Raw genomic sequence first — 21,829 nt, forward strand, 5'->3', positions numbered from 1 at the left:
AAAAGTCAGGCCGGGATTTCCCCCGGCCAATCAAGGCTATTTTTTTATCATTCCAGCAGTCCGCATCACTGCCAAGATCTTGTTCAGTGTTTCAACCTGAGTTGTGGCGGTGGCGTCCGGAATTTCCACCAGATTTTTGATCGGTACGGATACCAGTTCACGCCAGTTCAAATCGGCAGGAGCTTCGGCTGTGCCAATATTCTGCCGATCAACGTTGGTAAATGCCCTGCCGTTTGAATCTACCGCCAAAGCTATGCCGCTAAAGACACCCTGCATGGGTCTCGCAAAGGGATTGGTAAGGTTTAACATCACCCCTTCATTACTGCTTGGCGTGGTTTTCGGATTTGGGGTGCTCGTCGTATCGTCGGGGGTTTGGTAATACCACGCAGAACTGACGGTACCGACAGGTTTATGTACCTGCAGGTTGTTCTGCGACATATTGAGTTGCTGTACGCTTTGCTTTTTAAACGTGCCCTCATCAATAACCCGGCTCCAGGCGGCCCATGCTCCGTTAGACGCTCTGGTTCTAACATAAGGCCCAGGGTTTGAAGCAAACTGCGTACCGTAAAAAACCTGTGTGATATACGATCCCCCGAAGGCACTGGTTGACGAGACGTACATCATGGTTTCTGAACCAGGCTCGACACCGAACGGGTAATTTAAGTTATACGATGCCTGGGCGCTGCCACCACCGGGTAACCGATAAACCCCCCCGATGATTAACGTATTGAGATTGGTTGTCGGCTCAACATCGGTAATCGCACCTTCACCATCCTCTCCCGCAGGGCCTGGTTCGCCCTTTGGTCCTATGGGGCCAGGTTCTCCTTTTGCCCCTGTGGTGCCCTGTTTGCCTGGCTCGCCAGGCATACCTGCGGGGATAATATCCCTGACGCTTTCCAGCGGGAGATTTTTGGACTCCCACTCTCCCTGGTTATTTTTCTGGCAAAGAACCAGCAGTTCATTGCCCGTCAGCGCATTGGCGCGCTCTAAATCAGATATCTTGATACCTTCAGACATTTACAAATTCTCCATCTGTTGCAACTGGCAACGGGGGTTATATGACGCAGCGATAGGCTGGCGGTGCTGTATGCCAAAAATAGGGGGATTGTTATGAGTTGCCTGCTTAAGCCGTACGCCGCCAGCCGACCACGGAGATATGGCTGTTCAGAATAGAAAATGCCTGACCGCCACCGGCCGATTTAATCACTTGGCTATCAAGCTGTGAGTTACCAACGTCTACACTGCGACGGTTTGAGGTACCCCCATCTAGCGCGGTATTTGATGGGTATGCCTGCAGATCGTGGCTATGTGCTGGCATCTCATTGATAGAGAGGGTCACACTGTCTCGTCCGCCGGTTTGCAGAATATTGGATGCGGCCATGTTCGCGGTACGGATCATGACATCGGCAGGTAACTTCACCCAGGTGGTGCCAGGGTAATCCGTCTGCGGGCTGGTTGCGGTCGCTCTGAAGATCACATCGCCGACGGAATGCGGGCAGATTTTTGTCATCAGTTGCGCAAGCTGCCCCAGGATCACTACATCACTGTCTTGGGTACCAGGGGCAACGTTTGCCAGAACGCGTTTTTTATCGGCTGCCCCAAATGAGACCTCATTGGTTCTGGTAGTGGTTGAACCATAACCAATCGCGGTACTGTTGGTTGACGAGGCCAATGCCGACGGGCCAATGGCCGTGGCGTTGGTTGCTGAGGCACTGGCCCCACTGCCTACCGCTGTTGCGTTCTCTGCGCTGGCTGAGCTTCTCTCGCCTATTGCGGCGGAGGCTTTACCTGAGGCAACGGGGGTACCGACACCCGCATTCGAGCCTGCAGTACTGCCCGTGATTTTGATACCGGCAAGCTCCAGATTGGCGCGGCCAACCGCTTTATCCACAATATCCGACAGATTATTGGCTTTGAGTAAGAACTCGTTTTTGTCGATATTAGCGGTAATAAACGCTTTCAGCGCGGCTTCCAGGTTAGCGCGTAGCGTGACCATATCGCCGTTATCCAGTACATCCTTACCGCTTTTGTCCGCAATAAACTGTGCCATCAGGTTGGCGATAATCGAGGATTGTCGCCATACCGTATTCAGCTGTTTTGACTCCGCAATCCCCGCCGAAAAGCCCGTTAAACGCGAGGACAGCGTCTCGTAATCCTTAGGTGTTAATACGTTTGCGCCTGCTGCTGCCCCGAAAGACAATATTTCATTCTTAGCCATTTTACGCCCCTAGCAATATTCCCCATGCTCCAGAATCGAAGCCGGAAGTAAATTCATTGTTCAAATCGAAACCAAATAAAGGCGCGTCAGCAATCACATATTTGACGCCTACCCCTTCGGGTTTCACATCCAGATAGCCGGACTTGATCACCGCTCTCAGTACCGGAGAGATATCACCACCAAAGAAATAGATGGTCATGGTCATATCAAAGTTATCAATGGCCAGAACCTTCACTTGCCCATCGCTAAAGATGCTTTGATAAATCGCATCAAGGGTTTCCAGGGTTCCATCCCAGTGATTGGCCTGTATTTTTGCTCGTAGCACGGTGCGGTAGGTCTGATCATCCAAACGTAGTGAGCCTTCTGTTGACTCAATACCGTTGCCCACCCTCGGTGTAACAACCTCACGGTTAATGCCGATCCACAGCCCCAGCACGTCAAGCTGGTTACCCACGGCCGCATCAAGATCAAAATCTCCAAGCAGGCCGTTGGTCACGCGTTGGAGGTTAATTAGCGGATGGGTTATCAGGCTGATATGATCATAAAACCGGGGTTTACTTTTGTGATAGGAGGTAATGAGACGCTGATATTTAGTCTCACTCATATCGTCACCTTGATGATGATATTGTCATTATGGCTAATAGCTGCTGCGTTAAAGGCGACATCTACGTTATCGCCCGATAAGGCCCCAGGCGAGGTACCGATGGTTAACCCCACCAGGTCAAAGGTTGCACGGTTTTCAGCCCCATTCAAGTTAGCTGGTAGATACAGCCGATGTATTCTGACCGGTTCGCCGATATCGATATTGTTAATATAATCGGCAATCGCAGCCTTTATCTCTTCGCCAATATCAGAGGTGTAACCCATCAGCGGTTTTAATTCGACCTGTGCATAAACCGCCACATCGGCTTTACGGAAAAAGTTGACGTTCTGCGTCATGCCGTTTTTGTCTTTGACCGCGATCGACGTGGTGCCATAAGTCCCGGCACCTGGCGTTTTTTTCAGGGCTATCGTGCTGGCGATCGCTTTTGCATCGCCACCATCGACAACGATAGCTATCGAGTGCCCAGGAATACCGTGTTCATCGGGCTGGTTGCTGTCATTCTCGTAAGGCCGTGCGCGTTTCACGCCTGGCAGAGAAGTAATGGCGCCCAAGATCCCATCCAGCACGGTACGTGAGGGGAGTGCGACCGACTGGGATTGCCTGATGCGCAAGTCTGCGTCTGTTTCGACTGCCCGGCCTGGGGTGGCGGCCGCCGGGTTAGTGACCGATTGCCAGCCGCGGGTAGGTGTGCCGATAGCGTTCACTTCCCCAGGCAGGGCAATAATTGCGCCATCGACCCGGCTGGTGGCCGTTGCAATGACCTCACCATTAAGCCCGATAACCACCGTGGGTGGCAGGCTCCAACTATTCCCCGAACTGTCGCGTACGATACCATTGGCGATGATGGTGCCCACCTGACCAGTAACGCGCACATCAACGGTAGAGCGGGATGCTGCACTTTTCTTGATGCCGTTAATCTTGACGTTGGATTCCAGCGCTCGCCCCTGCGCCGTTGCCGGGCTAAAGCTGTTATACACCGCAATCGCCGAATTATTGGCGTCATGCATAGCCAGGGCGAAAATACTCAGCATCTGTCCGTCTTTGCTGTCTGGGTCTAAATAGGCATCCTCGCCGTATATCTGGCGGAAATATCCTGTCAGCGTACTGAGGATGGTTTGATAATCGGGCGCACCGATCCCGCTGGCATCAATGGTGGCCGCCAGCCCAAGCGTATTGAGATTTAGCATTATGCCTCGCTGTTAACGGTGATTTTTCCGTAGAGTGTGTTGATGGTGGCGGTAAAGGCGATCCGGCGTGAGCCGGTATCGAATTGGATCTTGAGGGTTTCGATCTCGGTGACTCCCTGCGTCGTGAGGATGCGCTCGCATATCGCCAGCTGATAGATGGGAGATTGATGTTTGCCGAGTATCTCCTGCTTGTAGGGGGTTCCCTCGCGGTCATCGAGAAACCATTCCCCTTGCCACATCTCAAAGCGGGTTTTTACCGCTTGTGCGATCGCTTCGGCAGAATTGGTGAGGAAGTTGTTATCCCCACTGCCAAAAACGTAATCGCCGTCTGAATCTTCGCGTCGGTATCTCATTGTGGCCCCTTGGTGCTGTTGCCGCCGGATTCGACACCACCGTGTACGTGGCTATCGACTATGACGCCCCCTACCAGTTGCAGGCGGCCATCCGGCAGGATTTTTAAACCGTTAAGATCGAATCCCCCTGGCGCGGTCCCTGAGATGGCCCCGCTGGTGGGGTTGATGCCGATCACCGTCTTGCCATCATCACTGCGCAGCTGAGCCGCCGTAGTGCTGATATCGCTGATTTTCTGCGCCTGGGACTGCGGGCCAACGATCACAAAAGCATCGGAGAGATCGTGCTGGCGTGTGGCTACGGCCTCTTGGACGCCGCCGTTCTGCCACCAGAAATCGATGCGGCGATCGCAGAACACCACCATGCAATCATCGCCAGCAGCAATGGGGAAAGTGAGAGTGACGCCGCCGCCGCGGGGGAAAACCACCGGTAGGTCGGGTATCAGCGGCAACATAATGGAGGTATCGCCGTCCTGCCCATTGATCGCCAACTGCACGACGCAGGTAACATCCTGAGGATTAAAGGATTGTATGATGCCGGGGAGGCAGACGCGCAGTTGGGCAGATAGCCCGTTAGTGGCAGCTCTGAGCGTTTCAGAAAGCTGACCGGTCATTGATTCAGTGGATATTGTCATCACAAATTTCCATAAAAAAACCCGGCACAATGGCCGGGTCAGCATTATTTTTTCAGCGCCGAGAGTTAAACCAAACGGGTTATCTCGCTGAGTCTTTAATTCTTACGCAGTCGTATGTTCCAAAAATTTTGGGGGCATCCATGCTGGCGCGGAGTTGCTGAGTGTTCAGAATTGCCTTACCATCACGTTTTATATATTCCATACCAATCCATAGCCCTGGCTCAGTGGTTGCCATGAACCATTCAATCTTGATATTCCTATAATCTTCTTTCTGCTTTAGGAAAGTTATTTTCTGGCTTTCGGGTTTGGCTCCATTGATACGCATCCATCCGTCATCATCAGGAATAAGCGTGAAGTCCCCGCACTTGGTAACTGCCGCTGAAATAAAATGCGAGGGGACCAACCACAGGCATAAAAACATGAGAGTTATCTTATTCATCATCAATCCGGTGCGTATCTATCACGCGTGCTGTTATTTAGTGAATCCGTCGAGCCACGTGCCGTATACATCTAGTCTTTAATTTTTATACAGTCGAACGTTCCGATAATTCGCGGAGCATTCATGCTGGCGCGGAGTAGCTCAACGTTGAGCCAGACTATGCCATCACGTTTGATAAATTCAAAGCCATACATATTGCCATCACGGGATGGCATGAGACCCATGCTCCATTTAGTATTAGCCCCATCACCTTTGGCTCCCAGTTCTGTTACTTTCTGCGATGTGACTTTTTCACCATTTATCCGAACCCAGCCATCATCATTTCCTGTCAGTTTCCAGCCTGCACATTGAAAAGCTGCATGTGCATTGAATCCAAAAATGGAAAAAATGATTATAAATAAAAGTCGACTCGAATTCTGCATTGTCACTCCGTTTTGTCGAAGTAAGGCTTCGATGGCTGGGTAGTAACTCCACGCGCCTGACACATCATATCCATATACCAGTCCTGGCCGCGTATGTCTGCTGAGTTAGGAGATAACCAGCTTATATTAGCATCAGTCTTTAATTTTTATACAGTCGAACGTTCCGATAATTCGCGGAGCGTTCATGTTGGCGCGAAGTAGCTGAACGTTGAGCCACTTTTTTCCATCCCGATTAATATATTGGAAACCATACATATTTCCATCACGAGCAGGCATAAGACCCATATCTGTTTGAATGTTATCCCAATCACCTTTTTTATCTAAAAACGTTATCTTTTGCGATGTTACCCTTTCACCGTTAACTGAAGTCCATCCATCAGCGCTTATGTCAAGTTTGAACCCGCCACATTGTAGGGCACCAAACGCAGGTAAATTGAACCCCAGTAGCAGTGACGAAATGATAATCACACGTAAATTCATTAAGCGTTCCTTTGTATCCCTTCTGCGGAATAAGACTCAGAGACTCCACGCGCCTCACACATCATATCCATATACCACGCCTGGCCGCGCGTGTCCCCTGTTATGGTGATAGACCGTACTATATAGACCCCATCGGTGGCAAGGCTAGCGGGGCGATTTTCCGAGTTTGAGTCCGAGTTTGTGGTTGGGATCTCTGTGGTGATAATACCGTTCGTTTCGACGGAGCCGATCTTGTTCTTGACGGCTCGGATCGCATCTTCAGGCAGTTCGATGCGATAGATCGAGGCCTGATTGAGCTGAATTAACCCGTTAAGCCGGATATTAGGGTTAATCAGGCAACGCACGTTTACTCCTGTCCCCATGGTCTGTTGCGGCATGCCTATCAGGCCATTTTGGCTATTCAGCACAATGGCCGGATGGACAGCCTGATCTTTCGGCACCATATCCAGGCGGCCATCGACAAACTGCCAGCTTGCCTTGCACTGGTAGGCAATATTATCCAGGTAGTCCCGCGTCATGCCGTAGAATACCCGGCCACGTGGCGAGCGTGACAGAGGAAAAACGGGCCTGAAGCCGGACACAATGCCGAACGGGGCGAGATTGTTTACCAGAATATTGTACTCATCCTCCAGCGTGTAGCCTGCGGCCAGCGTTAGGCTGATGGTTGAGTTGATAAAGGCGTTATGCCCATCGATCGCCTGGATTAGCACGAAGGTATCTGTCGGGTTATCCCTGCCGGTAATGGCAAAACGAATGTCACCGCTGAATATCATCCCGAAGTTTTGTCCGTCCCGCTGCCCGCTCTGCGTTGGGTCCACTGGCCGAATAACCCCCACCTGACTAGCTTCAACCTCCGGTGCAATACCGCTATAGCCTGCGATAATGCGGATCTTCGAATACTCCTGGCCGATAATATTGTTGGTGGTATCCGACGATAGGTTATAGATCTTAATATAGGTCGCGATGCGGGGCTGATTGATATCATGCCATTCAATCTTGAAGGTAACCTTGAAGTCAGACAGATTAACGCCCACGCCATTATTATTCAGCAACTGTAGCTCGAAGTGGCGTATCCAGTTTTGTCTCATGGTTCCCCCTGCACAAAATATAAATGGCTAGTGATGCCAAGATCGGTTTTTGTCGGGTATTCGCCTGCGGCGATGTCGTTAACCACCCACAAGGAACCGTTAATGCCCAGGTGCGCATACTGCTCCAGCAGATCAACTTCTGGAACCAAGGGGATACCATTAGCCAGCGTTTCCCCGGTGCTACCTATCAAGGTCAATATCCACCCGGCGTCATCACGCCAGTTAATTCGCATATTCACTAGTTGCCCACCCAGCGAGATGCTAAATTGCTGGTTGATCGGGGTGAGCGGAATTTCCTGTATATTCATCTGGCTCCCCTTTGTAACGCACCCTGATTTTTATTGATGGCATCGCGAACCAAGGCTTTATTTGCCGGAATAGGTGCTTTCATCCCCGTGTTGTGTACTGGGGACGTGCTAACCCCTGCCGCCATATTCTCTTTGTGGGCAACCGCAATGGCGTACGTTTGTGAGATAATCACTTCCCGCAGGGTTAATACGCACATCAGCACGTTTTCGCTGTGATTATCCGTGGTGACATCAAGAGAGCGCAGCAGCATATTTTTATAGTGCCGCTTGCCGGTTGTTACATCGAAAGGTAGGCGGTTATTTTGCAGCTCGAGCAGTTGCTGATAGATGTCACGTGGGGAGGTCCCCATCGATAGCCCAGTGTTCATATCAAACATTCTGGTGGTGTCTGCCAGGTCCAGCAGCGATCCGCCACCGGCAAAGCCCAGTGCCATGGTGATTTCAGCCGGCCGTTTAAAGGCGTGATCGTTAATCGGCGCCCCTTGTTCCACGGGATGCTCGGTGATTTCCAGCACATCGGAGTGACGTTCAGAAATGACGACGCTTGGCACGATGGTACCAATGCGCCGTTTTTGCTGCGAAAATAGAACCGATAGCATATCCATTAGCTTATCTCCCTTTGCATTTGATGCGTCAGCCGGGCATTGACATCAACCTGCCGATCGGCGATGACAAAAGCCGTTTCCTGCGGGCTGCTGGAACCGTTAACGGTGATATACGTATTTTGATTAACAGCAGGGCCGGTATTCCACCTCGCAGCGCCATACATCAGGCCGTTATTGTAAGGGGTTATATTTTCCCCAACCCAATTAAATTTTTCTTTTAGTGATTCCGGTGAGAGCCAAGAGGGTAAGGACAATTTGTCAAAAATTTCCTTATCAAGAAACTTACCCATTTTTCCGCTAGACGTGAAATTAAAAGGATTATCTTCCCTGAACGCAATATCTTTCAGCGACTTGAAGGCTCCCTCAAAATCCCCTTTTACCAGTAACGTGAGCGAGTGTAGTAAGGCTGCAAGCAGCGCGTTGGCCGTTTTGATGCTTTCAATAATCCCGTCAGAAATCGATCTTAGCGAAATTTTACTCAGGTCGATCCCTGCCATCTCACCAAGTTTTACCACCAGATCGCCTACCGCCTTCATCAATTCACCGGCATTATCCGCTACGGGGATAAAACTCTCGCCGATCTCTTTCAGGCCCTTCTTGGCGTAATTAATTTGGGGTTCCCATCTTCCCCAATCAATCAGGCTTTCGCTACCTTTTTGCCAAGCTTGGAAATCCTGTACCAGCACCAGCAATCCAGCAGCGAGTGCCAGGATCATCCCCAAAGGCGTGGTCATAAACGCGACGTTCAACAACCGCCAGGCCACCAGCAGTGCGCCAGCACCGGCAAGCATCTTTTGGGTGCCATCATCCAGCTTTTCCCACCAATCTATCAGTGAGCTAATGCCATCAATGGCATGCATGACCAGGATCCTGATGTTATGGGCCAGCCACAGTATGCCTTTGGTTAGCCTATCAAGGATTTTTTCAATCTGTGGCCAGTGATCAATAATACCGCGCCGGAACCGCTCAACCTCCACAGCCAGGCCACCGGCAAGTTCACCCCCGATTTTGTTTTGCGCCATGCCGTACTGCGTGGTCAAATCGCGTATTGCGGTCATAAACTGGTTGGCTTGGTGCGCGGAGTGCTCGGCGTTATAGCCGATGGCTTTTGCCATCTCGTTGTACCTAGTACTGTATTGCCCCAAACCATTACGCATGGCCAGCATAGTATCTTCATTGATACCGGTTTCCTGAGCATGCTGATTGGCGCTGTCCACGGGCATCTGACTCAGACGATTGGCTAACCTGATGAACACATTTTCCGGGCTGAGTGGGAGCTGTTGCGCATCACGCGTTTGTACCCCGAGGCGTTGCAGATAGCCTTCCGCATCGGGTGAGTGCTGCAAAAAACGCGTGAAATTTGCCAGTGAATCCTGTGCGGCTGGCGCGGATGCGCCAACCTGTGAGGCGGCATAATTGATGCCCTCAATCCCCTCTACCTTGCCGCCGGTACGTTGGGCGGCGAAATAGAGGTGATCCAGATTGCTGGCTATTTTGACCGTGAAAGCTACCACCTCAAGGGCTATGGTTTGTACCGCAGCCCCCATTTTCACGGCTTTATCCGTGATGTCTTGCACCGTTTGGATCAGGCGGGTTGCCCCCGTCTGATCCACAGCAAAGTCAGGGTTAAGGAAAAAATCATGCATATCATAAGCACTCATGATCGTTTCCAACTGCCTGACTTGCTGGGTCATATCTTCCAGCCTTTGTGTCACGCGGGTGCTCGTCGTTTCATCAAAGCCGATTAACAAACCCCGCATCGCATCAGGATCCATGATCGTTTCTCCATTTATCAATTCGTGCCGCGTTATCGGCTTTGAGATCGAGGTAGTCGTTCATCAGGGCGATATCGCCCAGATCAACGGCACCGTCTTTGAGGGCGGTATAGGGGATAAGCCCGGCATCAACCGGGCGTAGGATCCAGTCTTCACCACCGGTCAAGACATCCAGGGTTAACCCACTGGCAGGATGTCCATCTCGTTGGCGCGGGTTGTAGGCAAAAAACTCCCCAGCGCATCCCCCACGACGCGGCCGACAATTTGCAACATGTCCATCATGTCGATATCGTCAAACATCAACACGTCCTGTGAGAACACCGGCGACCATGTTTTGCCGTTCTGGCGTGAGACGACAGACAGGCAAGGATAAATCACGGCGTTACAGTCCTCGTCGCTCATGCTTGAAATCACCTCGGCCATTTTTGGCAGTAGGCTCTCCATGCTGGTGCTGCCGCTTTTTGTGCCCTGCGGATCCCCCACCACGCCCATCAACATGGGAAGGAGCTTGCGGGATAAGCGGAACTGGGTGAAAACGTCCATTTTCGCTACCCGGTAGTGCTGCTCTTTCAGTTCAAATTCCACCGTTAAAACTCCCCAAGCAGTTGATCAATCTTGCCGCAGTCGAAGACCCAGGCAACGGTACTACCCAACTTGGCATTAGCGTGATCGGGCTGTTTCTGGAAGGCGACACTGCGGGCTACCGTGGTATCACCAGAGGCGCTGTTGCGTACCGTGATCACGTTATTGCCCCATAATGCCGACGACTGACTTTGTGCGTTATAGGCCAAAGAGAGCTTTTTATTGGTGGGGGAGGTTTTGAGTAAGGTGACCGTGAGTGTGCCACTCTTACCCGCATGTAGGCTGTGCATAACCTCGCCGTCAGCACCGGAGGTCATGGTATTTTTGGCCTCCGCCATCGAAATGGTGATCCCCTCATCCGAGGTGGCTGAACCATAACCGAGGTCGATAACGCCTGTTGGGCCAACCAGGCTGGCCGATACGTCAATAAAGCTGTAAGTGGACATGTTCGCTCCTTAGCGATTTACGTTGATGATCACGTCGGCAAAATGCACTGCGCCAGCCAGCTTGATCGCACATTGGATCACTGGGGCGAGACGTTTTTCACGATCGGCTTGTGCCTGCTCGGCGATTGGGGTTGCGTAGGTGTAGTAACCTTTGGTCAGGGTATCCCCAGGTTGCACAATACCCACCGCGCCACCATTCCAGACGCCTGGTGCCACCAAACCGTTATTGGCGGCCTGCGCCAGTGAGGCCTCTACGTTGGTCAGCAAACGGGTTACGCCGGCATCGGTCTGTGGGATCTTGCTGGTGCTGGTATACAACAGGTTGAACAGGTTGTTCTGGACAAAGTTCTGCAACCAGTCCAGCCCGTGGCGCTCATCGATAAAGTCACCGTTACACATCACCCCTGGCTGGATAATGGCTGTGTCATTGTTGTAGTTGACAAAGACGTTGCAGTTTTTTGCGGTCAGTGCGTTCGCCTGCGTTTGGGTTAACGTCTCGGCGGTGATGCCCGGCTGCTGCTTAAACTTCAGGGTGATGGTGGTGTTGTTGCCGTTAAAGTTGACGCTGAAGGCGCGGCCAAACAGCGAAGCGGCAGCATAAGGGGTGGTGCTGGAATATTGCACCAAGGTGCGTGAAAACTTGGCCGCTTTCAGTTTGCTGGCAATGTCAGAGCCGGCGCTAAAGGCTGAGAGATTGGCCGGGGTGCCCGTGCCGGTAGGTTCTACCAACAGACCATTTTCATCTTCTGCCTGGATAACCAGGCTGCGTTCGGTGAGCAGATAGGCTTCCAGCCCTGCGGGATCCAGCAGAGTATGGCCATAAATGCGTGAAACGCCGTCAGCCTCGATAAATGCGGCCACGGCCAGCACATCATCATCACTCAGGTCGGTATCCGCGATAACCAGGCCGTACCAGGCGGTAGAAATGTTTGCCAGTTCAGCGATACAGGCCTGAATAGTTTCTTTCTCCTGGCGGGGGATCAAACGTGCCCCGGTCTCTTGCGTCAGCCCCAGTAACTCGGATAAATCGGTTCCCGCAGTGCCTGGGGAAGCAAAGGTGACGGCGGATGCGGCGGTATTGGTCTTGGATGCGACCATAAACCGGTTGCCGTTCCAGGTCACCGTCGCCGTAGCCAGCGCGGTACTCAGTTTGGCTGCGACCCCGTTAAGGTTGGTTTCTGCCGAAAAGTCGAGTGAGCTCAGCGTCTTGGCGGTGCCGTCAATGGTGATTTTCATCGCCCCATTTTTTACCGCGGTAAAACGGCTGAGGGCTTTTTGTTCCGTAGTTAACAGAGCCCCGCGTAACACGGCAGCTGTGTCAGACCCCAACCAGCGCGCAATATAGAGCGTGACCGGACGTGGCGATTGCTGATAGTACAAGTTGGCGGCGGCATACTCCGGCGTGTTCATGCCGAAGTCGGCGGCTACCGCCGAAATATCGCTGTAGGCGCGGATCCGTTCACCAGCATCGATCACCGGCGAGGAACCGACCACCAACAACGCCCCAAAGTTACGCGACTGCGCGGCACGGGTGCTCATATTGATTGTCGCATTGACAATATTGGATACGGGTAATCCCTGTAGTGACATGTTTTATTCTCCAAAAAATTTAACAGGCGCGGCCACCAGCGATTTAACGCCGTATTCGCGGATTTCTTTGCGGTTCAACTGGACTTGCAGGTCGTAGCGGCGTACCCAATGGCCATTGACCAACTGGGGGGCTGACACCACAGCGCCGTAGGACTCACATGACAGCCCCGCAGCATTCAGTTCGACATTGTTTTGCGGGAGGGCCAGGCCGTCGCGGAACAGACGTGCAAAGCGCTGACCATTGGGGCCATAAAAGCTGATCTCCACTTCAACGCCGTCGTGCCGCCATAGTTCGATGCTGTCATCGGACTGATTAACCAAGGCTGGGGCGTTATCGGTAGTCAGCGTCATCACCCCCAGATCGCACCAATCCACATAGGAGGGAGGCTGGGGGGGATGATCAGGTTGCCAACGTAAAAGTACCGACTCGGGCGGTAACCCTGAAACGCCGCAAACCCATCGGCTCAGTAATTGCTCCAACGCCAGATCGTCCGGTTGGAGTGACTGCCGCGGAGTCAAATAGCCGGGTTCAGAGCTGTTATTCATTCATTTTCCCTCCGCCGAAGGGCAGCAATTGACACTAAATGCAGAGGGTGCAAAGGGGTTGCTGACCCATCTGCACGTCTTTGCCACCTCGTATCGACGATGGCTGCTTAAAACAGTTTTTCCATAAAGAGCTTACCGATCGGTCCCTGTTCGGGGTCGGTGGGTGATTACGTCGCTCACCCGATGCGTCAGCCTGTGTGGTTTCCTACCAAAGCACTGTTTATGCATACAGTATATGCATTACACGCAAATGCGTCAAATGCATATTTGCGGGGTTTGATGCGCATTTATCTAACGTATTGAAATGTTTGATGAACTATTTTTGCGTGGTTTTATGCGTGGATTTTTGATTGGACGTAGGGTCTATACTTGGTGTCGTATAACGGACGAAACCCAGCAAGAGACCTTGCTGGGTTAAGTGAGTAGGTTTATGGGGGGCTAAAAAGGGGTTACCAGGTGGAAGATGACCAGAAAACGCGGCCAAGGATCACCAACTGCTCTTTTCTTTGCTGATAGGAGAGTTGTTCGTCAGCAAATTCTTCGCGGTTCATCGAACGGATCACCACACCGCCATCAGGCTGTTCTATCAGGTATTTAACGCGCAATAAATCACCATGGCGTATGCCGTAGGCTTTGCCATCCCTGATCCTGGTATCGTCGGTGTTTATTCCTACAACGTCGCCATCGGCCAGGCGCGGTTCCATGCTATTGCCGATCACGCGAACGAGTTTGGCTGCTGTGGTTGAAATGCCCAGCTTGTGTAGGTAGTAGCGGCGAAAAATCAGGGCAAACTCTTCTTCTTCAGTCAGCTCCATACATCCGCTGCCAGCAGAGAAATGAACATCGATCAGCGGTATTTCTACAAACTCTTCGTTGTCTTGTTCCCCATCTTCCCATACCGTCGCTTTTAGCCTGGTGGGCTGCACATCAGATTCTATTGATGCGTGCCCGAAGGGGAGATCGGCCTTAAACAGGTCGGCAACCGGGCAGCCAAAGAAATCAGCAATCTTTCTGATCATTTCATCGCTATAGCCCTGCTTCGCTCTTTCAAGGCGTGAAATATTGCCCACATCACTGCTCACCGCGTTAGCGAGATCGGCAATGTTTAGCCCCTTCTTGAGACGAAGGTGTCTGATGTTACGACCCACGGTGGGATCGATTTCTTTGGGGAGTTTCTTTTCGGTTTCCATCCGGTGATTTTTTCATTAATGTGCGTGATACGCAAGGTGGATTGCGCACATTAATGATGCGTTATGCGTAATCAAGCGGATTGTTAGGGCCAAATGAGCACTAACCGGTATGAAGAGCAGCTTATTCCCTCTGCTGAACCTGCCCATGGATTACCGCCAATATCAGAATAGACATCTGGCAAACCGGCAAGCGAGTTGCTACCGTTACGTCAAGACGCGTAACGCGAAAGGAAGACATGATGTTGAAGACCCTTGCCAAAGGCGCGGCGCTAGCCGTGTTGCTTACCGGGCTGGTTGCCTGCGATAACCAGGACAGCAAAAAGCCGGAAGTCCCCGCCCCCGCGCCAAAACCGGTTGTGACACAGCCCGTAACGCCAGCCCCAGTGCCGCCGGTGGAAGAACCCAAACCCGCCCCTGGCCTGAACGTCTCGCTGCAAAAAGGCCAAATCACCTTTGAACTCCCGCCGGGTTTCAGCGATCAGACCAAGCTGAGCGGCATCATCAACGACGACAAGTCGACCATTCAGCTGTTTCTCGACAGCAAATCGCGCCAGCGCACCGTCGCTTCGGAAGTGATCCCGCCAGCAGACATGAAGATCAATACCAGCGATGCGATGCTCAAAGAGCTGACGCAAAGCATTATTACCGAGCTGTCTGACCGCTATCAGAACATCAAGAAAACCAAAGAAGAGAATTTCACCGTCGGTAAGCAGAAGTTCCATCGTTTGGATACTGAACAGACGGTCAACGGGCAAAAACTGGTTTCCACCATCGTGTTGACGGTGTTCAATAAACGGGTCGTGACGTTGCAGCTGTTAACGCCAGCAAAAACACCGGATCTACATCATGCCCTGGTACAGCGAATTATTGATACCATGCAGGTTAAATAACCTGACTGGTTTAGCTCGGCACGCCAACAAGCCAGTTTGCCGATAACCGGACATTGAAAACCGAGTGACCATGAGCACTGAATCCCAGCACCTATACAGCCAGTTACCTGCCATCGACCGCCTGCTGCGCGATCCTGCGGTTGAGCCCGCCGTCGCCAAACACGGCCAGACGCTTATCAGCGAACTACTGCGCCAGATGCAGGCGCAGGCGCGTGAAGCCATCAAGACGCAGCAACAGCTGCCCGCCTGGTGTCAGGACTGGCCACAGGCGCTACAGGCTCGCCTGGAACAACAGCAGCGCCCGGCGTTGCAACCGGTGTTTAACCTCAGCGGCACTGTGTTGCACACTAATCTGGGGCGAGCGCTGTTGGCGCAACCGGCAGTGGATGCGGTGGTCAGTGCCATGAGCAGTGCCGTGACGCTGGAATACGATTTGGATGGCGCAGGCCGTGGACATCGCGATCGGGCCATCGCGGACTTGCTCTGCCAGCTCTCCGGGGCGGAAGATGCCTGCATCGTCAACAATAACGCGGCGGCGGTGCTATTGATGTTGGCGGCAGTGGCACCGGGCCAGCAGGTGGTGGTATCACGTGGCGAGCTGGTGGAGATTGGCGGCGCGTTCCGCATCCCGGACGTCATGCGCCAGGCGGGCTGTCAACTGGTGGAAGTTGGCACCACCAACCGTACACATCTGAAAGATTATCGTGCCGCCATCAACGAGCAAACCGGCCTGTTGATGAAGGTGCACACCAGTAATTACAGCATTCAAGGGTTTACCGCTGCGGTCGATGAAAGCGAACTGGCGGTGTTGGGCCATGAACACGGCATTCCTGTGGCGACCGATTTGGGCAGTGGCTCGCTGATCGACATGGCGCAATACGGCTTGCCAGCCGAACCGATGCCGCAACGCCTGATTGCCGCCGGTGTCGATCTGGTGACCTTCTCCGGTGATAAACTGCTGGGCGGGCCGCAGGCCGGGATTATCGTCGGCAAAAAAGATCTCATCGCCCGTTTGCAACAGCATCCACTCAAGCGCGCCCTGCGCGTCGGCAAAATCACGCTGGCGGCGCTGGAAGCCACGCTGCGGTTGTATCAACAGCCGGAGTTACTGGCAGAACATTTACCTACCTTGCGCTTACTGACCCGTCCACAGCAACAGATGCAGGAAACAGCCGAGCGTTTGCAGAGCCAGTTGGCTCCGCGGTTTGCTGGTCGCTTCGAGTTGCGCAGCGAGCCGTGCTGGTCACAGATTGGCAGCGGTTCGTTGCCAGTAGATCGCCTGCCGAGCTACGCGTTGACCTTTGCTCCACTTGATGGGCGAGGCGCAACGTTAGAAGGCTTGGCCCAGCAGTGGCGTAGCTTGCCGCAGCCGGTCATTGGCCGCATCAACGACGGCAAACTGTGGCTCGATCTGCGTTGCCTGGAACAGGAGGGCGCACTGGTTGAGGCGCTGAGCGCATGATTATCGCCACCGCTGGCCATGTCGACCACGGCAAAACCACCCTGCTACAGGCGATCACCGGCATCAATGCCGATCGCCTGCCGGAGGAGCAACGCCGTGGCATGACCATCGATCTTGGTTATGCCTATTGGCCGCAGCCAGATGGCCGCGTGCTGGGGTTTATCGACGTTCCCGGCCATGAAAAATTCCTCGCTAACATGCTGGCGGGCATTGGCGGCATCGACCATGCGCTGCTGGTGGTGGCCTGCGACGATGGCGTAATGGCGCAAACCCGCGAGCACCTGGCGATCCTGCGCCTGAGCGGCAGAGCGCAGTTGACGGTGGCGTTAACCAAAGCTGACCGTGTAGATCCTGCACGAATCGCCGAAGTGCAAACCCAGGTATTGGCCGAATTGGCGCAGCAGGGCTGGCATGATGTGCCGGTGTTTGTTACCGCGGCTGCCCTGGGGGAAGGTATTGATGAGCTGCGCCAGCATCTGTTGGCGTTGCAACCCGGTGAGCACTTACTACTATCACGCCGTTTTCGCCTGGCGGTGGATCGCGCCTTCAGCGTCAAGGGTGCCGGGCTGGTGGTGACAGGGACGGCACTGGGCGGCAGCGTAGCGGTAGGCGATACGCTGTGGCTGACCGGTGCGGACGTGCCAGTGCGGGTGCGCGGCTTGCATGCGCAGAATCAGGCGACAGATCAAGCGGTTGCCGGGCAGCGCATTGCGCTGAATATCAGCGGTGACGTCAGCAAAGACCAGCTAACGCGGGGCGACTGGCTGTTGGCGCAACAACCGCCAGCGGCGGCAGAACGTATTCTGGTAGCGATAGAGGCCGATGCGCCGATCCAACACTGGCAGTCGCTACATATTCACCATGCCGCCAGCCATATTACCGGGCGCATTGCGCTGCTGGCCGATAACCTGGCGGAGCTGATCCTCGATCGTCCGCTGTGGCTGGTGGAAAACGATCGGTTGGTACTGCGGGATATCAGCGCACGCCAAACGTTGGGGGCTGCACGCGTGCTGGGGCTTTCCTCGCCGAAACGGGGCAAGCGTCAGCCGGAATATCTGGCCTGGCTGGCCGCGCTGGCTCAGGCATCCAGCGATGGGCAGGTGCTGGATTTGCGCTTGCCGGGTGGCGCACTGGATTTGGCCGCGTTTGCCTGGGCGCGACAACTGACGGATGACGGTCTGCAGGAACTGCTGGCGGGCTATGCCCTGATGATCTCCGGCGACATGGCGCTAGCCCCAACCAACGTGCAAGCGCATGAGCAACGCCTGTTGCAGGTGTTGGCCGAATACCATCAGCAACATGCCGATCAGCTAGGCCTGGGGCGGGCTCGTCTGCGCCGAATGGCGTTACCGGCGCTGCATGAGCCGCTGGTATTTATGATGATCGATCGGCTGCTGGCGGCGGGGTTGCTGCGCAATACGCGCGGCTGGCTGCACCTGCCGGACCACGGTTTGGCATTCAGCAGCGAGCAACAGGCGCTGTGGAGCCGCATTGAGCCGCTGTTTAGTGACGATCCCTGGTGGGTGCGCGATCTGGCCGCCTCGTTGGGCGAAGAGGAAAACAGCGTTCGCGCCGCGTTGCGCAAGGCGGCACAGCTTGGTTACGTCACCGCCGTGGTGGTCGATCGCTACTACCTCAGCCAGCGTATCGAACAGTTTGCCGCAATGATCCGCGAGCTGGACGCCACGCAAGGCAGCACCAATGCTGGTGATTTCCGCGATCGGCTGGGGGTTGGCCGCAAGCTGGCGATCCAGGTGCTGGAATTCTTCGATCGCAGCGGCTTTACCCGGCGTAAGGGGAACCAGCACCTGCTGCGGGATCGCGGGCTGTTTGGCGGTTGAAATTATGGGTGCATATTGTTGCACCCAGTTTAAAAGATTGTGACACCCCTCATGCGTTTGAGCATTGTTTCGCCATTTCTCCTCATAAACCCCTATCATTCCGGCTAGAGATCGTTCACCGCTTCTTAAGTTTGATCACCGGATCTGCGGCCATGTGGCCGTGAACCTGCTTACCGTCTCCGGGCGGTAAGGTTGCAGCCACGTTAGAAGGAGATACAAATGGCGAATACCACTACGGCAAGTCACCTCACGCCTGAAAACACCGGGTTTCCTCTCAAGCTGAAAAAACGTTATGACAACTTTATCGGTGGTGCCTGGGTGGCGCCGGTACAGGGCGAGTATTACACCAACCTGACGCCGATCACCGGCCAGACGCTGTGCGAAGTGGCCAGCTCCTCCTCCCAGGATATCGAGTTGGCGCTGGATGCGGCCCACGATGCCAAAGGGGCATGGGGGAAAATGTCGGTGCAGGCGCGCGCCAATTTGCTCAACCGGGTCGCCGATCGCATGGAGCAGAATATCGATCTGCTGGCGGCGGCAGAAACCTGGGATAACGGCAAACCGATCCGCGAAACCGTCAATGCCGACGTTCCGTTAGCTATCGACCATTTCCGCTACTTTGCTGCCTGCGTACGAGCGCAAGAGGGCGGGATTAGTGAGATCGACTCAGAGACGGTGGCCTATCACTTCCACGAACCGCTGGGTGTGGTGGCACAAATCATTCCGTGGAACTTCCCGCTGCTGATGGCCTGTTGGAAGATGGCTCCGGCTCTGGCGGCGGGTAACTGCATCGTGCTGAAACCGGCCAAGCTGACGCCGCTATCGGTGCTGGTGCTGATGGAACTGATCCAGGACATCCTGCCGCCAGGGGTGATCAACGTGGTCAACGGCGCAGGTGGTGAAATCGGGGAATATCTGGCCACCTCCAAGCGCATCGCTAAAGTGGCCTTTACCGGTTCGACCGAAGTGGGCCGCCAAATCATGGGCTACGCCACCCAGAACATCATTCCGGTGACGCTGGAACTGGGCGGCAAGTCACCCAACATCTTCTTTGCCGACGTGATGGACAAAGAGGACTCGTTCTTCGACAAGGCGCTGGAAGGCTTTGCGCTGTTTGCCTTTAACCAGGGGGAAGTCTGTACCTGTCCGAGCCGGGCGCTGGTGCAGGAATCGATCTACGAGCGCTTTATGGAGCGGGCGATCAAACGGGTGGAGAGCATCCGTAGCGGCAACCCGCTGGACGCCAACACCCAAATGGGGGCGCAGGTTTCCGAAGGGCAGATGAAGACCATTCTTAACTACATCGAGATCGGCAAGCAGGAAGGAGCCAAGGTGCTGACCGGTGGCCGACGTAAGGCACTGGATGGCGGGTTGGCGCAAGGGTACTACATGGAACCTACCATTCTGTTCGGTAAGAACAGCATGCGGGTATTCCAGGAAGAGATTTTTGGCCCGGTGCTGGCGGTGACCACTTTCAAGGATATGGATGAAGCACTGGCGCTGGCCAATGATACCGATTTTGGCCTGGGGGCCGGGGTGTGGAGCCGCAACGGCAACATTGCCTACCAGATGGGGCGCAACATTCAGGCGGGCCGCGTCTGGACCAACTGCTACCATGCTTACCCTGCACATGCGGCGTTCGGCGGCTACAAACAGTCGGGGATCGGGCGGGAAACCCATAAGATGATGTTGGAGCACTATCAGCAGACCAAGTGCCTACTGGTGAGCTACTCCGAAAAACCGATGGGGCTGTTCTAAACCCTCACACCAGTCCTCTCCCTTTGGGAGAGGACTGGTTAACCATTACACTGTGACATTCGGTGCGGGAGTGGCGCCACCACGGTGTTTGCTGAGGAACAGCGCCGTCAACATCAGCCAACACAGGCCACTGACCAGATTGAACAGGATGAATAATCCGTTACCGCCCCAGACATAGGCCACCTTGGCCAACTCGATCCCGATGGTGAACACCGACATGCTCAGCATCCCCATCACGGCCGAAACGGCACCTTTGCTCACGTTGCTGGAAAATAGCGTCAGGCGATACAGACCGGCGTTCGCCAAACCAATGCCGTAAGCGTAAAGGCTCAGCCCGGCGGTCATCCACAGGTAGGCATGGGCGGAAAATACCGTGGCCAGCGCGGCGAGCAGCAGGCCCAGCAGCATCGGCCATGCGCCCAGCTTGATCGGGCGTTCAATACTGAGTTTGCCGGTGATGCGAGCCAGCGTCAGGTTGCCGAGGATCAGCGCGCCAAACACCGGGATTTGCAACAGGCCATAGTCCAGCGCTGAGAGTGACTCACCCTTAATCAGGATCACCGGAGACTGGGCAATCCAGGCCAACAACGGCAGGCTGGCGAAGCCGATAGCCAATGAACCACAGATAAAGCGCCGATTGGCCAGCACCTGACGATAGTCCCGCCACAGATTGGCCGCCGAGAAGGCTTCCCCCCGCAGCGTGGCGGTTTCAGGCATGGCTTTCCACAGGCCAACAAAGGCAATCGCGGCCAGGGCGGCAAACAGTACAAACATGCTCTGCCAGGAGGCGACGTGAACCCAGGCAGCCCCGGCCAACGGCCCCAGCAGCGGGGCGATCAACGCCACGTTAGCCATCAGCGCGGTGATTTTGATACATGTCGCCTCTTCAAACGACTCCTGAATGGTGGCATAGCCCACCGCACCGATAAAGCACAGGCCGATCCCTTGCAGGAAGCGCATCACGATAAACTGTTCGATATTGGTGACCAGCAGAATGGCCAGGCAGGTGACGATAAAGAACAGCACCCCGGCCAGCATCACCGGGCGGCGGCCACGGCGATCTGACAGCGGGCCAAGTAGCCACTGCAGGAAAATACCGCCAGCCAGATAGGCGGTCATTGAGGTGGGCACCCATTCCACACCGGCGTTGAAATCGGCCACGACCGCCAGCATACCGGGCTGGATCATATCGTTGGCGATATAGGTCGCGAATTCGAACAGCACCAGACAAAGTGGGAATAAAAGCGCCTGTCGGCCCAGAAGTGCCGCAGGGGGTAATGATGTTTTCATTTTTATTTTACTGATAGTAAAGAAGAAATAAGGAACTGCCAGGGCGGGAGAGCGCAAACTGAGCGAGTTGTGGCGGCTATTTTGCCGCCAATTGTTCACCTTGGCAATCATAAGGTGATTTTA

Annotated in this window: 24 protein-coding genes; 4 read left to right on the forward strand and 20 right to left on the reverse strand. The window is 54.2% G+C overall.

Annotated elements, in window-relative coordinates; translation table 11 throughout:
* Nucleotides 1-36: 36 nt before the first annotated feature.
* The 19 genes from KGP16_RS00240 to KGP16_RS00330 form a co-directional block, all read right to left on the reverse strand.
* Nucleotides 37-1,017 (reverse strand): hypothetical protein, encoded by a 981-nt coding sequence (locus KGP16_RS00240; protein WP_216359522.1) that lies wholly within the window; start codon nt 1,015-1,017, stop codon nt 37-39.
* Nucleotides 1,018-1,123: 106 nt separating this feature from the next.
* A complete protein-coding gene (locus KGP16_RS00245) occupies nt 1,124-2,218 on the reverse strand; it encodes a hypothetical protein (protein ID WP_094982493.1) in 1,095 nt (364 codons plus the stop codon).
* A 1-nt stretch (nt 2,219) separates the two neighbouring features.
* On the reverse strand, nt 2,220-2,822 hold the full coding sequence (locus tag KGP16_RS00250) for a DUF2612 domain-containing protein (RefSeq protein ID WP_094982494.1): 603 nt from the start codon (nt 2,820-2,822) through the stop codon (nt 2,220-2,222).
* The gene (locus KGP16_RS00255) at nt 2,819-4,012 is read right to left on the reverse strand and encodes a baseplate J/gp47 family protein (RefSeq protein ID WP_223501575.1); all 1,194 of its coding nucleotides are present in this window, start codon (nt 4,010-4,012) and stop codon (nt 2,819-2,821) included. Before KGP16_RS00255 ends, KGP16_RS00250 begins: the two co-directional genes overlap by 4 nt.
* Nucleotides 4,009-4,362 carry a hypothetical protein gene (locus KGP16_RS00260; protein ID WP_223500584.1) on the reverse strand — a complete coding sequence of 118 codons (354 nt, stop codon included), beginning with the start codon at nt 4,360-4,362 and terminating at the stop codon, nt 4,009-4,011. Before KGP16_RS00260 ends, KGP16_RS00255 begins: the two co-directional genes overlap by 4 nt.
* Nucleotides 4,359-4,973, reverse strand: coding sequence for a Gp138 family membrane-puncturing spike protein (locus KGP16_RS00265; protein ID WP_223501577.1), 615 nt, complete (start codon nt 4,971-4,973; stop codon nt 4,359-4,361). The genes KGP16_RS00260 and KGP16_RS00265 overlap by 4 nt, the downstream gene beginning before the upstream one ends.
* Before the next feature lie 100 nt (nt 4,974-5,073).
* The gene (locus tag KGP16_RS00270; protein ID WP_371822654.1) at nt 5,074-5,436 is read right to left on the reverse strand and encodes a hypothetical protein; all 363 of its coding nucleotides are present in this window, start codon (nt 5,434-5,436) and stop codon (nt 5,074-5,076) included.
* A gap of 68 nt (nt 5,437-5,504) precedes the next feature.
* Nucleotides 5,505-5,855 (reverse strand): hypothetical protein, encoded by a 351-nt coding sequence (locus tag KGP16_RS00275; protein WP_094982499.1) that lies wholly within the window; start codon nt 5,853-5,855, stop codon nt 5,505-5,507.
* Nucleotides 5,856-5,987: 132 nt separating this feature from the next.
* Complete coding sequence (locus KGP16_RS00280; protein WP_094982500.1) at nt 5,988-6,335, reverse strand: hypothetical protein; 348 nt, start codon at nt 6,333-6,335, stop codon at nt 5,988-5,990.
* Nucleotides 6,335-7,423, reverse strand: a complete 1,089-nt coding sequence (locus KGP16_RS00285; protein WP_223500585.1) for a hypothetical protein — start codon at nt 7,421-7,423, stop codon at nt 6,335-6,337. The genes KGP16_RS00280 and KGP16_RS00285 overlap by 1 nt, the downstream gene beginning before the upstream one ends.
* Nucleotides 7,420-7,731 (reverse strand): hypothetical protein, encoded by a 312-nt coding sequence (locus tag KGP16_RS00290; protein WP_161713249.1) that lies wholly within the window; start codon nt 7,729-7,731, stop codon nt 7,420-7,422. The genes KGP16_RS00285 and KGP16_RS00290 overlap by 4 nt, the downstream gene beginning before the upstream one ends.
* Nucleotides 7,728-8,336 carry a phage baseplate protein gene (locus KGP16_RS00295; protein ID WP_223500586.1) on the reverse strand — a complete coding sequence of 203 codons (609 nt, stop codon included), beginning with the start codon at nt 8,334-8,336 and terminating at the stop codon, nt 7,728-7,730. Before KGP16_RS00295 ends, KGP16_RS00290 begins: the two co-directional genes overlap by 4 nt.
* Nucleotides 8,336-10,111 (reverse strand): hypothetical protein, encoded by a 1,776-nt coding sequence (locus KGP16_RS00300; protein ID WP_223500588.1) that lies wholly within the window; start codon nt 10,109-10,111, stop codon nt 8,336-8,338. Before KGP16_RS00300 ends, KGP16_RS00295 begins: the two co-directional genes overlap by 1 nt.
* Nucleotides 10,101-10,277, reverse strand: coding sequence for an NTP pyrophosphohydrolase (locus KGP16_RS00305; protein ID WP_094982505.1), 177 nt, complete (start codon nt 10,275-10,277; stop codon nt 10,101-10,103). The genes KGP16_RS00300 and KGP16_RS00305 overlap by 11 nt, the downstream gene beginning before the upstream one ends.
* A gap of 11 nt (nt 10,278-10,288) precedes the next feature.
* Nucleotides 10,289-10,696 (reverse strand): phage tail assembly chaperone, encoded by a 408-nt coding sequence (locus KGP16_RS00310; RefSeq protein ID WP_094982506.1) that lies wholly within the window; start codon nt 10,694-10,696, stop codon nt 10,289-10,291.
* A 2-nt stretch (nt 10,697-10,698) separates the two neighbouring features.
* Complete coding sequence (locus tag KGP16_RS00315) at nt 10,699-11,139, reverse strand: DUF3277 family protein (RefSeq protein ID WP_094982507.1); 441 nt, start codon at nt 11,137-11,139, stop codon at nt 10,699-10,701.
* A gap of 9 nt (nt 11,140-11,148) precedes the next feature.
* Nucleotides 11,149-12,729, reverse strand: a complete 1,581-nt coding sequence (locus KGP16_RS00320; RefSeq protein WP_223500589.1) for a DUF3383 domain-containing protein — start codon at nt 12,727-12,729, stop codon at nt 11,149-11,151.
* Nucleotides 12,730-12,732: 3 nt separating this feature from the next.
* On the reverse strand, nt 12,733-13,275 hold the full coding sequence (locus KGP16_RS00325; protein ID WP_223500591.1) for a hypothetical protein: 543 nt from the start codon (nt 13,273-13,275) through the stop codon (nt 12,733-12,735).
* Nucleotides 13,276-13,724: 449 nt separating this feature from the next.
* Nucleotides 13,725-14,465, reverse strand: a complete 741-nt coding sequence (locus KGP16_RS00330) for a helix-turn-helix transcriptional regulator (protein ID WP_223500593.1) — start codon at nt 14,463-14,465, stop codon at nt 13,725-13,727.
* 239 nt (nt 14,466-14,704) lie between these two features.
* Between KGP16_RS00330 and KGP16_RS00335 the strand changes: the two genes are divergently transcribed.
* From KGP16_RS00335 to KGP16_RS00350, 4 genes are all read left to right on the forward strand, one after another.
* The gene (locus tag KGP16_RS00335; protein ID WP_223501585.1) at nt 14,705-15,355 is read left to right on the forward strand and encodes a DcrB-related protein; all 651 of its coding nucleotides are present in this window, start codon (nt 14,705-14,707) and stop codon (nt 15,353-15,355) included.
* A 70-nt stretch (nt 15,356-15,425) separates the two neighbouring features.
* A complete protein-coding gene (gene selA / locus KGP16_RS00340; RefSeq protein ID WP_223500595.1) occupies nt 15,426-16,817 on the forward strand; it encodes an L-seryl-tRNA(Sec) selenium transferase in 1,392 nt (463 codons plus the stop codon).
* Complete coding sequence (selB, locus tag KGP16_RS00345; RefSeq protein WP_223500597.1) at nt 16,814-18,658, forward strand: selenocysteine-specific translation elongation factor; 1,845 nt, start codon at nt 16,814-16,816, stop codon at nt 18,656-18,658. Before selA ends, selB begins: the two co-directional genes overlap by 4 nt.
* A 219-nt stretch (nt 18,659-18,877) precedes the next feature.
* Nucleotides 18,878-20,416 (forward strand): aldehyde dehydrogenase family protein, encoded by a 1,539-nt coding sequence (locus tag KGP16_RS00350; protein WP_021807296.1) that lies wholly within the window; start codon nt 18,878-18,880, stop codon nt 20,414-20,416.
* A 45-nt stretch (nt 20,417-20,461) separates the two neighbouring features.
* Here KGP16_RS00350 and KGP16_RS00355 read toward each other — a convergent pair whose 3' ends face one another.
* The gene (locus tag KGP16_RS00355; RefSeq protein ID WP_223500599.1) at nt 20,462-21,706 is read right to left on the reverse strand and encodes an MFS transporter; all 1,245 of its coding nucleotides are present in this window, start codon (nt 21,704-21,706) and stop codon (nt 20,462-20,464) included.
* Between the last annotated feature and the right edge of the window lie 123 nt (nt 21,707-21,829).

It is taken from the genome of Serratia sp. JSRIV006 (assembly GCF_019968685.1).
Lineage (GTDB): Bacteria > Pseudomonadota > Gammaproteobacteria > Enterobacterales > Enterobacteriaceae > Chania > Chania fonticola_B.

What these genes read in the sequence shown, in the direction of transcription:
- KGP16_RS00240 (WP_216359522.1), bottom strand. Translation starts at nt 1,017, where the DNA reads ATGTCTGAAGGTATCAAGATATCTGATTTAGAGCGCGCCAATGCGCTG.
- KGP16_RS00245 (WP_094982493.1), bottom strand. Translation starts at nt 2,218, where the DNA reads ATGGCTAAGAATGAAATATTGTCTTTCGGGGCAGCAGCAGGCGCAAAC.
- KGP16_RS00250 (WP_094982494.1), bottom strand. Translation starts at nt 2,822, where the DNA reads ATGAGTGAGACTAAATATCAGCGTCTCATTACCTCCTATCACAAAAGT.
- KGP16_RS00260 (WP_223500584.1), bottom strand. Translation starts at nt 4,362, where the DNA reads ATGAGATACCGACGCGAAGATTCAGACGGCGATTACGTTTTTGGCAGT.
- KGP16_RS00265 (WP_223501577.1), bottom strand. Translation starts at nt 4,973, where the DNA reads ATGACCGGTCAGCTTTCTGAAACGCTCAGAGCTGCCACTAACGGGCTA.
- KGP16_RS00270 (WP_371822654.1), bottom strand. Translation starts at nt 5,436, where the DNA reads ATGATGAATAAGATAACTCTCATGTTTTTATGCCTGTGGTTGGTCCCC.
- KGP16_RS00275 (WP_094982499.1), bottom strand. Translation starts at nt 5,855, where the DNA reads ATGCAGAATTCGAGTCGACTTTTATTTATAATCATTTTTTCCATTTTT.
- KGP16_RS00280 (WP_094982500.1), bottom strand. Translation starts at nt 6,335, where the DNA reads ATGAATTTACGTGTGATTATCATTTCGTCACTGCTACTGGGGTTCAAT.
- KGP16_RS00285 (WP_223500585.1), bottom strand. Translation starts at nt 7,423, where the DNA reads ATGAGACAAAACTGGATACGCCACTTCGAGCTACAGTTGCTGAATAAT.
- KGP16_RS00290 (WP_161713249.1), bottom strand. Translation starts at nt 7,731, where the DNA reads ATGAATATACAGGAAATTCCGCTCACCCCGATCAACCAGCAATTTAGC.
- KGP16_RS00295 (WP_223500586.1), bottom strand. Translation starts at nt 8,336, where the DNA reads ATGGATATGCTATCGGTTCTATTTTCGCAGCAAAAACGGCGCATTGGT.
- KGP16_RS00300 (WP_223500588.1), bottom strand. Translation starts at nt 10,111, where the DNA reads ATGGATCCTGATGCGATGCGGGGTTTGTTAATCGGCTTTGATGAAACG.
- KGP16_RS00315 (WP_094982507.1), bottom strand. Translation starts at nt 11,139, where the DNA reads ATGTCCACTTACAGCTTTATTGACGTATCGGCCAGCCTGGTTGGCCCA.
- KGP16_RS00320 (WP_223500589.1), bottom strand. Translation starts at nt 12,729, where the DNA reads ATGTCACTACAGGGATTACCCGTATCCAATATTGTCAATGCGACAATC.
- KGP16_RS00325 (WP_223500591.1), bottom strand. Translation starts at nt 13,275, where the DNA reads ATGAATAACAGCTCTGAACCCGGCTATTTGACTCCGCGGCAGTCACTC.
- KGP16_RS00330 (WP_223500593.1), bottom strand. Translation starts at nt 14,465, where the DNA reads ATGGAAACCGAAAAGAAACTCCCCAAAGAAATCGATCCCACCGTGGGT.
- KGP16_RS00335 (WP_223501585.1), top strand. Translation starts at nt 14,705, where the DNA reads ATGTTGAAGACCCTTGCCAAAGGCGCGGCGCTAGCCGTGTTGCTTACC.
- selA (WP_223500595.1), top strand. Translation starts at nt 15,426, where the DNA reads ATGAGCACTGAATCCCAGCACCTATACAGCCAGTTACCTGCCATCGAC.
- selB (WP_223500597.1), top strand. Translation starts at nt 16,814, where the DNA reads ATGATTATCGCCACCGCTGGCCATGTCGACCACGGCAAAACCACCCTG.
- KGP16_RS00350 (WP_021807296.1), top strand. Translation starts at nt 18,878, where the DNA reads ATGGCGAATACCACTACGGCAAGTCACCTCACGCCTGAAAACACCGGG.
- KGP16_RS00355 (WP_223500599.1), bottom strand. Translation starts at nt 21,706, where the DNA reads ATGAAAACATCATTACCCCCTGCGGCACTTCTGGGCCGACAGGCGCTT.